This window comes from Blochmannia endosymbiont of Camponotus (Colobopsis) obliquus (assembly GCF_000973545.1).
In the GTDB taxonomy this organism is placed as follows: Bacteria; Pseudomonadota; Gammaproteobacteria; order Enterobacterales; family Enterobacteriaceae; genus Blochmanniella.
This window is the reverse complement of the sequence record NZ_CP010049.1, coordinates 308,105-323,085: the sequence shown is the minus strand read 5'-3', so window position 1 is coordinate 323,085 and position 14,981 is coordinate 308,105. Positions and strand designations below refer to the sequence as shown.

The following is a 14,981-nucleotide window of genomic DNA, read 5'->3' as shown; positions in this document are numbered from 1 at the left end:
TATAAATAAAATATTCATCATGTTTTATCTATTTAGTAATTAATGTTCCCTCTTTATGCCCCATAACTATCCTCCAGAGAGCCTTTGGCTTATTCATATTAAAAATACGTATAGGTAAATCATGATCTCTAGCTAATGTAAAAGCCGCTAAATCCATAACTTTTAATTCTCTCTCTAACACATCTTGATAACTCAGTTGATCATAAAATATTGCATTAGGATGTTTTACTGGATCAGTAGAGAATACACCATTAACTTTAGTAGCTTTTAACACTACATCAGCCTTAATTTCAATTCCTCTCAAACACGCCGCGGAATCAGTAGTAAAAAAAGGATTGCCTGTACCAGCAACAAAAATTACTACATGATGGTTGTGCAACAAATGCATAGCCTTTACCCAATTATAACTATCACACACACCATAAAGAGAAATGGCTGACATTACATCAGCTTTAATACAAAAACTATGTAACACACTACAAATAGCTAATCCATTTATTATAGTAGCTAACATCCCCATATGATCAGCAACTACACGACTAATACCCGCCGCCTTTATCAATTCAGCCCCACGAAATAAATTACCACCGCCTATTACTATACCTATCTGAATATTTAATTTCACTAATTCTTCTACTTCTTGAGCTATGCGAACTAATATATTATCATCTATACCAAAACTATCAGTACCTTGCAAAACCTCACCACTTAATTTAAGTAGAATACGCCGATAGACAGGTTTTGCACATATGGCCATATCTCTTATTTCCTTGAAAATTAAAAATTATTTAAACACACGTAAGTAAATAAGACTTATCAAAGCATAATTATCTGATTAAATATTAAAAATAAATCTGTTTTATCAAAAATTAATATTTAAAAACAATCTCAATAAAATATTAAATACTTTTTTTTACCCAAAAAGTGACATAACAAATTTTTTTTACAAAATTTATATTTAATTAAATACAGGCTTTTAATGATCTTTTTTGATATTTTCACCAACCTCTAACCTAATAAAATTATTAATTTTTGCACCATGCATATCTAATAATTGCCGAATATTTTGTTTTTCATTCATTATAAATGGCTGATTCAATAAAGAAACGGAATTAATAAACTGCTCCATACGTCCACTAACTATTTTCTCATGAATCTCAGGTGCTTTATCTGATTTCATAGCAATATCCATTTGTACTTCATATTCATGATGAATCACCTCTTTAGGTATATTATTTTCGTTAATATATTTAGGATTGCTAGCAACAATATGCATGGCAATAAACTTTAATAATTCATCAGTTATAAACGAACCATCAACTATTACACCAATACGCATATTATGTATATAACAACCTAATTTATCACCTCGTAATACAATAAACCGATTAATTTTAATATTTTCATCAAATTTATTCATTAATACATTACATTCTTTTTCAAACCTAAGTCGCAACAAATTTAAATCAACAATACATTCAACAATTGCAGTATCGAGAACATTATTCCCAAAATCTTTAAAAATGCTATTTTTAGAAACAAAGTCAGTTTCACAATTTAATTCAAGCATAACACCATAGTTATTTCTAACAACCTTTACAAGTATAATCCCTTCTATCGCTAAATTTGACATTCTCTGAACATTTTTTATTAAACCTAATCTACGTATATTATTAATAGCACTATCAATATTCCCTTTTGTTGCTATTAACGCATTTTTACATTCCACTACACCAATACCGGTAAGTTGACGCAATTTCTTTACCATATCAACAGTAATTTTTATCATTATCACATCCTAACTGTCTAGTTATTAATGATAGTTAAATATTATACTTATTAACTATTTTAAATATTTGATGCTAAGTAAAACTTATATTAAAACTTAATAATATAACAAAACCAAATCTTAGATTCAGATTTTAATCTATATAATCATTAATTAATCTCTTTGAGAACACTTTTAACGTGCTTAGTAGTCATTTGCGAACGGGCCATACATATAACATTAGTCACAATATTTAAATATAAACTAATAGCACGAATGGCATCATCATTACCTGGAATAACAAAATTTACCCCATCTGGACTAGAATTAGTATCTACAACCGCAAAAACCGGAATACCCAAGTTGTTAGCTTCTTTAATAGCAATACGTTCATGGGCAGCACCAATAGCAAACATTGCGTCTGGTAAACCACCCATATCCTTAATACCTCCTAAACTATTTTCTAATTTTTCAAGTTCTCGATTAAGAATTAATACTTCTTTTTTTGTTAATTTTTCAAAAGTACCATCTTGAGATTTAGTTTTTAATTCTTTCAATCTTTTTATAGACTGCCTAACAGTTTTCCAATTTGTTAACATTCCACCTAACCAACGGTGATTAACAAAAAATTGATCACAATTAATAGCCGCCTCTTTTACAGCCATACTAGCAGCCTTCTTAGTGCCAACAAATAAAATTTTACCTTTCAAAACAGCAATTTTATGTAATTCATTTAAAGCATGTTGAAACATAAAAATCGTTTTTTCTAAATTAATAATATGTATTTTATTACGTACACCAAAAATAAAAGGCTTCATTTTAGGATGCCAATAACGAGTTTGATGACCAAAATGAATACCTGCTTTCAACAAATCATGCATAGAAATATCTATCATATATACAAAACCCCTTATAAAATATAAATTAAATAACTATAATTTTCGTTTTACATGTTACTCATATAATTACAATTAACTACAAAATATCCACATGCGAATAACAATAATTATACAACAAGACATTACCTTGGATATAGTAACTTCAAGCGCACTACTTCATAAATATGCTATTTTATGAATATTGAGTCACCTAATCTATAAGTACTTACTAATTAACCACAACTAATTATAATTACATATAAAATCAAAAAATAGCAAAACATTTATATTTATGATAAAAATGTGACAAAATACTAATTACAATGTGAATAATATTCCTATTAAATAAACCTTTTATATCCTATAATTAATCTATAAAGCAATAAAAATATTACTTAATCTTGAAGATACGCAATTAATGTGAAAAGATAAATACAATAAAATCATTTTCATATCAATCATGGATAATTTATGAACATCCCTATTAAAAAACCTAATGAAATCAAAAAAATGCGCTTTGTTGGACAATTAGCAGCAGAAGTATTAGAAATGATTAAACCATATATTTACCCAGGTATTAGTACTGGAATGCTAGATGAAATATGTCACAAATACATCACCAACAAACAAAAAGCAATAGCAGCATCACTCGGATATAAAGGTTTTCCAAAATCTGTTTGTATTTCAGTAAATGAAGAAGTATGTCACGGAATCCCAAACTATAATAAAAAATTACAAGAAGGTGACATTCTAAATATAGATGTTACAATTCTTAAAGATGGATGGCACGGAGATACATCCAAAATGTTTATAGTAGGTAAACCAACAGTAATTGGAAAAAAATTATGTAAAATAACTGAAAAAAGTCTGTATGCAGCAATTTTTATAATTAAACCAGGGATAAGATTACGTGAAATAGGAAAAACAATTCAACAAATTATTGAAAAAGAAAAATTTTCAGTAGTAAGAGAATATTGTGGGCATGGAATTGGAAAAAATTTTCATGAAGAACCACAAGTATTACATTATGATAATCATGACGACAGTATAATTTTACAACAAGGCATGACAATAACCATTGAACCTATGGTTAATGCTGGAAATTTTTACACACAAACTATGGATGATGGTTGGACAGTTAAAACCAAAGACAACAGTTTATCTGCACAATATGAACACACCATTGTAGTTACATCAGATGGATGCGAAATTTTAACTATACGTTCAGATGAACACTTGCCCAAAATAATTACACACAAAATATAAACTATTAAATTTAATTGATCAAAAAATAATTAACAGTGCAAACAACTAATATTATCAATATAATAATCATAAAAATATATTCGAATAGTATTATTAAATTAACTTTACTAAAATAAAATTTCAATAAAATTATTGAATTAAACTTTACCTAATATAAGCATGCTGTTATGAACAATATAATGACTTTTTGTAAAGTCATTAAAATTTCGCAAAATATTAAAAATATTCTAAACGAATATCACTTATATATTTTAAATACTTACCTTACAAAAAAGTAACAACTATTTGTAATAAATTTTTTAATTATCTTATAAATCTTATAATTGCTCAACGCAATCACCGTGTAAAATCCAGGATAAATAAAAATAGTACATTTACCTTATAAATAATTGGAATCATGTAAAATATGAAAAACATACAAAAAATAATCGAAGATGCCTTTGAACAACGAATGATAATTTTACATAATAAAGTCAGTCCCGAAATTTATGATGCAATCAAAACAACTATCAATAAACTTAATAATGGCACTTTACGAGTTGCAAATAAAATAAATAAAAATTGGATTACTCATGAATGGATAAAAAAAGCAATACTTCTTTCCTTTTACGTTTTCAAAAATAAACTAATAAAATGGGGTGATGGACAATTTTTTGATAAAATTCCTAATAAGTTTAATAATTGGAATAATATAAAATTTCAAGAAGAAAAAATTCGTGTAGTACCACCCACACATGTACGTTATGGAGCTTATGTAGCAAAAAATACAATACTAATGCCCTCATATGTAAATATAGGAGCATATATTGATCAAGGCGCCATGATTGATACTTGGGCAACGGTTGGTTCATGTGCTCAAATAGGAAAAAATGTTCACTTATCTGGTGGAGTAGGTATTGGAGGAGTATTAGAACCATTACAAAATAACCCTACTATTATTGAAAATGATTGTTTTATAGGAGCTCGTTCCGAGATCGTAGAAGGAGTTATTGTAGAAGAAGGTTCTGTGATTTCTATGGGAGTATTTATTGGGAAAAGCACAAAAATATATGATAGAGAAACAGGCGCCATTTTTTATGGTAAAATACCTGCAAGATCCGTTGTAGTTCCTGGAAATTTACCGTCGAAAAATGGACTGTATAGTCTCTATTGTGCTGTAATAGTCAAAAAAGTAGATATAAACACTATTAATAAAACAAAAATTAATGAAATATTACGTAATATTAATTAATTATTTTTACAATACAATACTGAAATAAATAGAAACATTCACAGACAATTGTTGTAATATAACACTTGCGGTCTATTTATAATATTATCTTTAATATATACTAATTTTTATAAAATAAAAAAACACAACATTATCTAAATAAATTGTGAATATTAATATACAAAATCTTGATCCATTAACATTACCACTTTATGGCTCTCATCTTATTGAAGCTTCAGCAGGCACTGGAAAAAGCTATACCCTGATAATAATATATCTTCGTTTAATATTAGGATTAAAACATGACACATCCTTATTCAAACCATTAAGCGTCAAAGAAATACTAGTAGTAACTTTCACTAAAATCACTGCTGACAATCTCCGTAATAAAATAAAAAGAAAAATTCACCAACTTAAAATCGCATGTCTATGCGGTTACAGTACATGCTCTATGTCATCCAAACTATTAATTAAAATACAAAATATAAATCTAGCTATATCACTATTATCAAGAGCAGAAGAAGAGATAAATCAAGCAGCTATTTGTACAATCCACAGTTTTTGTCAACGTATCATTACTCAATATCCACTTGAATCAGGAACGTTATTTAAATTCTCATTATTAGAAAATGAAATAAATCTGTACCATGAAATATGTAAAGATTTTTGGCGACGTTACTGTTATCCATTACCTATAGAAGTAATAAGTATTATCTCTTCATACTGGACCAACCCTGAACAACTAATGAATAATGTTCTCCCTTATCTACAAGGAGAACTACCTACCATTCATTATTATCTTTACGAAAAAAATATAGATATTCTTACACACCATAAAAATATTATTGCTTTGATTGAAAAAATAAAAAAAAAATGGCATACATCGCAAAATATTATCAACATAGTAACAAAACATTTAAAAACTCATTGTAATGATTATGATAATAAAAAAATATCAAATTTGCTAAAAATAATAAACCGATGGGCTAACGAAAAAACTATTAATTATAAAATACCAAAAGAACTAAAGATATTCAAAACATCAAAAATAAAAACAATCATAACTGATAACCAAAATATAATCACACATGAATTATTTAACTCTATAGAAAAAATATTTTTATATCCACCGTCATTAAAATCGTATATTTTAATTCAAGTAATAAAAAAAATACGTAAAATAGCATATCAAGAAAAAAAAATACGAACAGAAATAGGATTTAATGATCTTATTAATTTAGTCCACAACATGTTGCTTGACAAAAAAAATAAAAAATTAATTCAATTAATACGAAAACAATATCCAATAACATTAATTGATGAATTTCAAGATACCAATACACAACAATATCATATCTTCAATATGATATATAACCATAATAACTATAATAATTCAAAAAATGGATTAATATTAATAGGTGATCCAAAACAAGCAATTTACACTTTTCGTGGTGCTGATATTTTCACTTATATATGCGCCAAAAAAAAAATCAAATCACACTATACATTAAACATCAATTGGCGATCATCAACAAATATAAACAATGCTATTAATCAATTATTTAAATCTAAAAAATCACCTTTTATCTTTAAAGAAATCCCCTTTCACTCAATACAATCAACTGCACATAATGATCAATTAAAATTGATCATTAACAAAAAAATACAACCAGCAATGTGTCTATGGTTAAATCCTGTAAAGACAATAAAAATCAATGAATACAAAAAAATCATGGCTCAACAATGCGCTGTAACTCTAACTAAACTAATCAATCATACTCAAAAAAACAATGCTTGGCTAGCAAATAAAAAATACTGCCAATTATTAAAAACATCTGATATAGCAATAATAGTACGTGATCGTAATGAAGCATCTATCATACGTTATTATCTATCGCAATTTAAAATTTCTACAATTTATCTTTCTAATCAAGATAATGTTTTTAATACATTAGAAGCAAAAGAATTATTATCTTTGTTGCATGCGATAATATTAATAAAAAAAACAAACAATTTATTAAATACAATACTAGTAAATTCTTTATTAGGATTTAATGCAAAAATTATAGACAAAATTAACAAAAATAAAAATTTACAAGCAAATATGATAGAAAAATTTATAACTTACCATACATTTTGGGAAAATCATGGTGTATTATCAATGTTACATAAAATAATAAAAGATCATAAAATAAAAAAAAATTTTCTTAATATTGATAACAACACTCAACAACTAACAAATTTATTACATTTAGGCGAAATACTTCAAGCCTCTTCATCAAAATTTAGCAATAAATATCAACTGCTAAAATGGTTATCATCGCAAATTCAAGAATCAAACATTAATATTCATCATCAATTACGATTAGAAAATAATGACAATTTAATAAAAATTATTACAATACACAAATCTAAAGGACTAGAATTTCCATTGGTATTTTTACCATTTGCTGCAACATTTTACATAACAAAACATGCATTATTTCACGATAGAAAAAAATATAAAAAATATTTAGATTTAGATAAAAATCCAAAGAATCTAATACTAGCAGAAGAGGAACGACTATCAGAAGATATGAGGCTATTATACGTAGCTTTAACACGCTCTATGTATCAATGTTATATAGGTATTGGAACTATCATTCATAGAAAACACCAAATAAATAATAATATTCATGATTTACATTTAAGTGCTATAGGACATCTTATACAGCAAGGAATACCTGGTGATCTAACTTTACTTCAAAAAAAAATAAATTTATTAACACAAAACAGCAATGGCGATATTGTACTGTGTCCTATTGAATCTTCAAAAAATTTAACTATCGTACAGCAACAAAGTAAATATATAATATCAAAAATAAAAAATAAAAAATGGAATACAAATATAAAAAACGAAATACGACACATTACTAGCTATACAGATCTAAAAAAAATTAGTACTAATAAACTAATAAACGAGAAAATAACTCTACAAACAAATGAAATAAAAAAAAATAATACAAAACAAACAAACAATATAACATTGACTTCACATAATTTTCCTCGCGGCCATATGCCTGGTATTTTTTTACATAAACTCCTTGCAAATGTACATTTTACTAAAAATCTAAACCAACAATGGTTGAGTTCTCAAATGAAAAAAAATAATATTGATAATATATGGCTGACATTTATTACACAATGGATTCAGTGTATTTTACATACACCACTACAAAAAACTCAAGTAACACTTGAACATTTAACTAATAATGACAAACACACTGAATTGAAATTTATCTTTCCCATTAATATTATTAAAACATCTCAAAATATAGACGAATTATGTAAATTTTATGATCCACTGTCTCAATGCTGCCCTGCTCTTACTTTACCATGCATCAAAGGAATGTTAAAAGGATCTATAGATCTAGTTTTCAGACATAAACAACGTTACTATATATTAGATTATAAATCTAATTGGCTGGGAAAATCTAATACGTATTATTCTTCAACAAGAATAAAAAAAGAAATAATATTACATCGTTATGAATTACAATATCAACTTTACACATTAGCTGTACATAAGTTTTTATGCCAAAAATTACCAAATTACACATATCAAAAAAATTTTGGTGGTATTTTTTTTCTTTTTATACGAGGAATAAACACTATTCCATCAAAACATGGGATTTATTTTTGTCGGCCAAAAAAAGAACTAATTCACGAATTAAATGTATTATTTACAAAATGAAATATAAATTACAAATATAAACAAAACATAAAATAAATATCAAACTTAAAAAATAATTAAAAAGTATTAATTTAATTGTTATAAATCATAATAAAATATTAATAAACAAAATCTTATGATGAAAAAAATAATTACTACTGCATTACAATTACAAATATGGCGTCAATTAGATATACAATTTGCTTACATGCTTACTAAAAAAGAAGCATTTCAACAAACGTTAATATTAGCTATTACATGTCTAAGTGCAAATATGAAAGAAGGGCACGTTTGTTTACCATTAAATTTATTATCTCCAAATAAATTATTTAAAGGCCGCTATCCATCATTAGCATATCAAGCTTGGCAAATAACTGGAAGCTTATCAATGAATGATTGGGAAAAAATATTATTATTGTCTGACATAGTTAGTGACGGTTCCACCGTCACACCACTTGTTTTAAATAAAAAAAAATTATATACCTATCGTATGTGGCACTACGAAAACACAGTAGCTAATTTTTTCAAACATATGCGACAACCAGTTGAAGAAAAAGAAGAAAAAATTATTAATATACTAAACACTTTTTTTCCCAAAAGTAATGATGACGAACTAAACTGGCAAAAAATTGCCCTTGCAGTAGCAATAACCAATCAAATTACACTAATTTTTGGCGGACCAGGCACTGGAAAAACTTCTTTAATAGCTAAATTATTAGCATCATTAATCTTACTGAACACAAAAAAACACTTTAATGTAAAAATAGCTGCTCCTACAGGAAAAGCAGCAAGAAAATTACATGAATCATTGATAACAAATTTAAATTATTTAAAACTAACAGATCATCAAAAAAAAAATCTATATCAAAAAGCTGTAACACTACATAAATTACTAGGAATAAAACTACTAAATAATCAAAGAACTTTACATCACAAAAATAACCAACTAAATGCTAATGTTATCGTTATTGATGAAGCATCAATGATTGACTTAACTATGATGAATAATTTAATTGAAGCATTATCACCTAATACTAGAGTAATTTTTTTCGGAGATCATTGTCAGTTATCATCAGTAGAACCAGGTTATATATTAGGCGATCTTTATATACATGCAACAAAAAAATATAGTCAAAAACGAATTAAAGAAATATCACGTTTAACAGGTTATTTGTTACCAATAAATAATAATAGTAATAAAACCCAAGATATTGCAGACAGCTCATGTTTTTTACATAAAAATTACAGATTTAATAAACATTCTGGAATAAATAATTTAGCTAACGCTATAAACCAAAGTGATAAAAAAAATACATTAAAAATACTAAATTCTAAATCATATAAAGATATTTCTTATTTCCCGACTAAAACAGAAAAAGATTATCAAAACATGATTACCCATTGTATATCGGGTTATCATAAATATTTACATAGTATACAACAAAACGACACACCAAAAAATATTTTAAAAAAATTTAATATGTATAAAATATTATGTGCAGTACGTGAAGGATCGTTTGGTATATATCAAATAAATAAATATATTGAAACTGTACTAATTAATAACAACATTATTAAAATTGATAATACCTATAACTATATAGGTCGCCCTATAATAATTACATCGAATGATACATCGCTTGAATTATATAATGGAGATTGCGGACTTATATTACCTAATACAAAACAGAAACTGCAAGCATATTTTCTATTAGAAAATAACAACATAAAAATAATACCCATCAATTTATTACCTGAACATGAAACCAGTTTCGCTATAACTGTGCATAAATCACAAGGTTCTGAATTTAATCAAATATCACTAATTTTACCAAATAAAAAATTACCAATTCTAACCAAAGAACTGTTCTATACCGCATTAACTCGTGCTCATCAATCTTTTTGTCTATACGCACAAGATGACATAATCATATATACTATTTCAAACAAAATAAAACGACACAGCAATTTAATTAATAAACTATAAAAATAAAAATAAAACCCAATCTTATGAGCAAATAAAAATAAAGGAGATCATACCACATATACTATTTGAATATTTAAAAATTTAATACAAAATTTTTTATAACCAACTCTATTGCTATAAATTTAATTAAAATTAATATAAAAATAAATCAACAAAACCAACTAACTACTTTAATTTTTAATACAGAACTATTCTTTTGATGTAAAATTACAATTAATTAAAAACATGATAAATAAATATTTTTAACATGAAAATAATTAAAAATATTAATTAAACTTTATAAAATAACCAAAAATAATTAAATATCCTTATTAAGCAACTTAAAACAATAATATCGAAAAAAAATTTATAATTATTTTCATATAATTCAATTTATTAAGATATATCATTAAATTTCATAATAGGTAAATAATAAAATTTTGCAATATCGATAATTAATTCAATATGTAATGAATTAATATCTTCACCTAACAATCGTTGTAAATATGGATCATGACTCTCTCCTATAATATATTTATTGCCTTTCCAACATTCTATTAACTTTAATCTTGCATTATACTGACGATCGTGACATAAAATAATATTTTTAGTATTTTTATCAAAACAATAATTTAACCAAACACCAACTGATTTATTAAGTAATAATAGTGGCGTAGACATACCATCATAATAACCTTTAAACAATATAGATAAATATTCCTTAGCTAACATTTTTGGAATAACAGGAAAAATCCATTGACTATTAATACCAAACATCTTACTACTATTCTTTAGTAAACCATCATCTATTACACAATATACCAAATGTTCTAACCATAATAACAAACCATCTCTCATAGAAAGAACAGCAGGACGCCATCTTAATAAACCATTTGACTGAACCGCGCGTAATAAACCTGTTAACTTAACATCATTTATGATCAATGATACTTCCATGTCATGTTGATCAGGTAGATACCATTTAATTATTTTATCTGCTAACCTGGACATCTTTTCACATTGTTGTAACCAATACAACTCTCCAAAAGCGCCGTAAGGTAACAAACCAGTAGCATAAATTCTATTGTATAAATCATTAATATCACTTGTTTTTTTGTTATGTATAAAATAATTTAATAAATATTTATTTAGTTTATATCTAGTCAATGCATCAACAAAAAAAGGCTCATCTTCAGAACATTCAATAATATTACGATCTAAATTTACTAATAAACGTTCCTTAAACCAAGTTTTAATTGGGGATTTATAAAAATTGAGCAAATCATCCAATAATAAAATATCTGGAGACATTCTATCTAATGAAAATACAAAATTATATCGCATGTTACCTATATTACTACCCGTGTTTAAACATGTATCATAAAAAATTTGTTGCTTTACACCATTAGTATTTAAACACTCTACTAAAAATGGCATTCTGTCATGCCATTGACATAAACGAGCTCGCATACATTCAATAAGCATTGATATATTTCCTTTATTTTCATCCATACCTAAAGAAAAATTCTGAGCAATATATTCTATTAATTTATCAATTAACACCGATGGATACAATGATCTCCCATCATAGATAGAGCAATAAATAAAACTAATATATAATAACTGTTGTGCTGATAAAATCATTTCTAAAAATAGATAATAATCTTTATTATATAAATCAAGATCACCACAACGTTTTTGTTTATACATCAAATTAAAATCAAACTCAAAATGATTACGTGGATAAACATTATCATTCATCCCTAACAAACATATAACTTTAAAAGGAATAAAACTATGTGAAGAAAAATTGCAAAAATTAATACCATTAGATAAAAATTTTTGACTTATACATCTCAATTCCAGTTTAGAATATAAATAATCTCGAATTAATACTATTGAAATAGGTTGATGATAATTTGCTAATTTTCCATTCTCTACAAATTCATGCCAATTAGATTCTAACAATAAAAACGCTTCCTCTTCTTGAATACTCAGATCAAAAAAATCATCAATAATTTTACGAATACAAGGCTGCCATTCACTTAATATTTTAATTTGAGTAAGTTCATTGCGCCAAAAACGCAATTTTTCTAAAAAAAATCCCAATTGCCCAACTAATTCAATGTACTGCTGCCCACTAGATGCATTATAGGGGAAAATACCTTTCCAAAATCCATATTTACTATCTATAGCATAACCTAATAACATACGATTTAAACCAAAATGCCATGTATATTGATTAACAATGGGTACATCTAATTTACTAAAGGTCAAATCATCTAAACCCCAACAAATACCTGAATCTATTATCCAATAATGTAATAATTCCAATTTTTTTTCATCAAAACCAAAGTGACTTGCTATAGATGGAGTCTCTAATAACGCAAATATTTCTTTCGATGTGCATCTAATATCTGGTAATTTTAACAAATTAAAAAAAATTAATAAAATAGGATGTATATTTTTCCATTTTTGATCAATAATAATAAAAGGTAAAATTTTATTCGCAGCAGTACCAAAAATTGACTGTATTGCAGGTATATAATGATCAATATTAGGCATCATAACTATAATTTCATGCGGTAATATGGAAGGATCATTAGATACCACTGATAATAAATTATTATATAGTACTTCAACCTCATGCTGTATACTATGACAACCATGTAAACATAATGAATAATCATCAGGTTTAAGTAAACGTTTATTCTGTTGTGTGATACAAAAATCATCATAATGTTTAATATTAAACATATTAATATGATTTTCAAAATTTAATATATCTTGTTGTAATATATTCAAAAGAGAACCTTTTACACAATCAACAAAAGCATGTACTTTTCGAACATTCTTTAATCGAGATAAAAAAAACAAATCATGTCTAACCGATTCACCCCATGCGAATAATAAAGGACTTTCTAAACAACAGCAATTATTATAATAATTATCATTAAATAATAATTTTTGTTGTCTATTCTTATTGCATAAAAAAAATTGAGATTTTGTATCTTGATAATTACAAAAATTATATTTAACTAAATTTAAAGTACTCTCATAATCAAAAAAAACATCTAAATAATGCAAATTTGGATTAATAAAAAATAAATAAATATCAATATGATAACTTAATGCCTGTAAAATTTTATAATAAACGGGCACTAATCCTGAAACACTAAAAATAAATATTCTCTGTGAAAAATCTGAAAAAATCACTTGATGATTGTTGCTTAAAATACTAATAAATTTTTTATATAAACTACCATAATTTATTAACGAATGACGATTTAACTTAGTATGTATTATAAGCTCACGCCATAATTTTGCCTGCCATAATTGCGCTTTACCTAAAGCTTTTATTTCTTTATTATATTGCCACGCCTCTAGCCAATCAGGTCTATATAGCAAATATTTTATAAATAAATCTGCAATATGCACAGATAACTGAAAACGTTTCCGTTGATCTTGATCATCAAGTAAATAATGTTTGATAATTTCACAATCTGTTTGTTCAGAAACATCAGAAATAATTTGCATCAATTTCCAAATCATTATTGGTTTAGAAAAATAATTTATACAAGAAACATTTTCTAATGTATCTATACAAATCTTCCAGAAATAATCATCTAAATCAAAAAAATTAATATTACAAACAATACCTAATTCATATGCTAACTCTATTTGCAACCATTGAGAAATATAATTATTCTGAATCAATATTACTTCTGATTGAAATGGATCACGTAAAGATTTATCTCTAATAATTTCAGCTAATGAATTTTTAAGAGATTCTAACTTATTAGAATGATAAACAATCAACATATTAATTTTATATTTCAAATATAATTACAGCAATATATAATTAATCAACAAAATGTTGATATAAATTGACATGATATTTTGTTATTATTATGTAAAACTCTATTGTTTTAAATAAAAATTTTAATATAAAATTAAAATACATTTATCCATATTAATCAACAATAACTAACTCACAAATTACTTAAAATAAAATAACAACATATAAAATTTTATTAATTAATTTTTCTACAATAAAATAAATAATATATTTTAACTATCATGTAATTTTAACAAAAATTATTATTCATAACACAAAAAATTAAAAATTTTAATTACATTAAAAATAAATAAATAATTACTCATAAAAACAATTATGCATT

Annotated in this window: 8 protein-coding genes; 4 read left to right on the top strand and 4 right to left on the bottom strand. The window is 25.6% G+C overall.

The window, feature by feature from the left end:
- Nucleotides 1-28 precede the first annotated feature (28 nt).
- The 3 genes from pyrH to rpsB all read right to left on the bottom strand — a co-directional run bounded on the left by pyrH (nt 29) and on the right by rpsB (nt 2,664).
- Nucleotides 29-757, bottom strand: a complete 729-nt coding sequence (gene pyrH / locus BOBLI757_RS01380; RefSeq protein ID WP_046304838.1) for a UMP kinase — start codon at nt 755-757, stop codon at nt 29-31.
- 219 nt (nt 758-976) lie between these two features.
- Nucleotides 977-1,789 carry a translation elongation factor Ts gene (tsf, locus tag BOBLI757_RS01375; protein ID WP_046304837.1) on the bottom strand — a complete coding sequence of 271 codons (813 nt, stop codon included), beginning with the start codon at nt 1,787-1,789 and terminating at the stop codon, nt 977-979.
- Nucleotides 1,790-1,938: 149 nt separating this feature from the next.
- The gene (rpsB, locus tag BOBLI757_RS01370) at nt 1,939-2,664 is read right to left on the bottom strand and encodes a 30S ribosomal protein S2 (RefSeq protein ID WP_046304835.1); all 726 of its coding nucleotides are present in this window, start codon (nt 2,662-2,664) and stop codon (nt 1,939-1,941) included.
- Between the two features lie 453 nt (nt 2,665-3,117).
- On the opposite strand from rpsB, the gene map reads away from it, so the two are divergent.
- From map to recD, 4 genes are all read left to right on the top strand, one after another.
- On the top strand, nt 3,118-3,912 hold the full coding sequence (gene map, locus BOBLI757_RS01365; RefSeq protein ID WP_046304834.1) for a type I methionyl aminopeptidase: 795 nt from the start codon (nt 3,118-3,120) through the stop codon (nt 3,910-3,912).
- 406 nt (nt 3,913-4,318) lie between these two features.
- Nucleotides 4,319-5,143, top strand: coding sequence for a 2,3,4,5-tetrahydropyridine-2,6-dicarboxylate N-succinyltransferase (gene dapD / locus BOBLI757_RS01360; RefSeq protein WP_046304832.1), 825 nt, complete (start codon nt 4,319-4,321; stop codon nt 5,141-5,143).
- 145 nt (nt 5,144-5,288) lie between these two features.
- Nucleotides 5,289-8,855 (top strand): exodeoxyribonuclease V subunit beta, encoded by a 3,567-nt coding sequence (recB, locus tag BOBLI757_RS01355; protein ID WP_158332965.1) that lies wholly within the window; start codon nt 5,289-5,291, stop codon nt 8,853-8,855.
- A 115-nt stretch (nt 8,856-8,970) separates the two neighbouring features.
- Nucleotides 8,971-10,821: an exodeoxyribonuclease V subunit alpha gene (recD, locus tag BOBLI757_RS01350; RefSeq protein WP_082087399.1), complete on the top strand. Its 1,851-nt coding sequence runs from the start codon at nt 8,971-8,973 to the stop codon at nt 10,819-10,821.
- A 375-nt stretch (nt 10,822-11,196) separates the two neighbouring features.
- Here recD and recC read toward each other — a convergent pair whose 3' ends face one another.
- Nucleotides 11,197-14,622 carry an exodeoxyribonuclease V subunit gamma gene (gene recC / locus BOBLI757_RS01345; RefSeq protein WP_046304831.1) on the bottom strand — a complete coding sequence of 1,142 codons (3,426 nt, stop codon included), beginning with the start codon at nt 14,620-14,622 and terminating at the stop codon, nt 11,197-11,199.
- Nucleotides 14,623-14,981 lie beyond the last annotated feature (359 nt).

Coding starts and splice junctions, on each gene's coding strand:
- pyrH (WP_046304838.1), bottom strand. CDS start 757: ATGGCCATATGTGCAAAACCTGTCTATCGGCGTATTCTACTTAAATTA.
- tsf (WP_046304837.1), bottom strand. CDS start 1,789: ATGATAAAAATTACTGTTGATATGGTAAAGAAATTGCGTCAACTTACC.
- rpsB (WP_046304835.1), bottom strand. CDS start 2,664: ATGATAGATATTTCTATGCATGATTTGTTGAAAGCAGGTATTCATTTT.
- map (WP_046304834.1), top strand. CDS start 3,118: ATGAACATCCCTATTAAAAAACCTAATGAAATCAAAAAAATGCGCTTT.
- dapD (WP_046304832.1), top strand. CDS start 4,319: ATGAAAAACATACAAAAAATAATCGAAGATGCCTTTGAACAACGAATG.
- recD (WP_082087399.1), top strand. CDS start 8,971: ATGATGAAAAAAATAATTACTACTGCATTACAATTACAAATATGGCGT.
- recC (WP_046304831.1), bottom strand. CDS start 14,622: ATGTTGATTGTTTATCATTCTAATAAGTTAGAATCTCTTAAAAATTCA.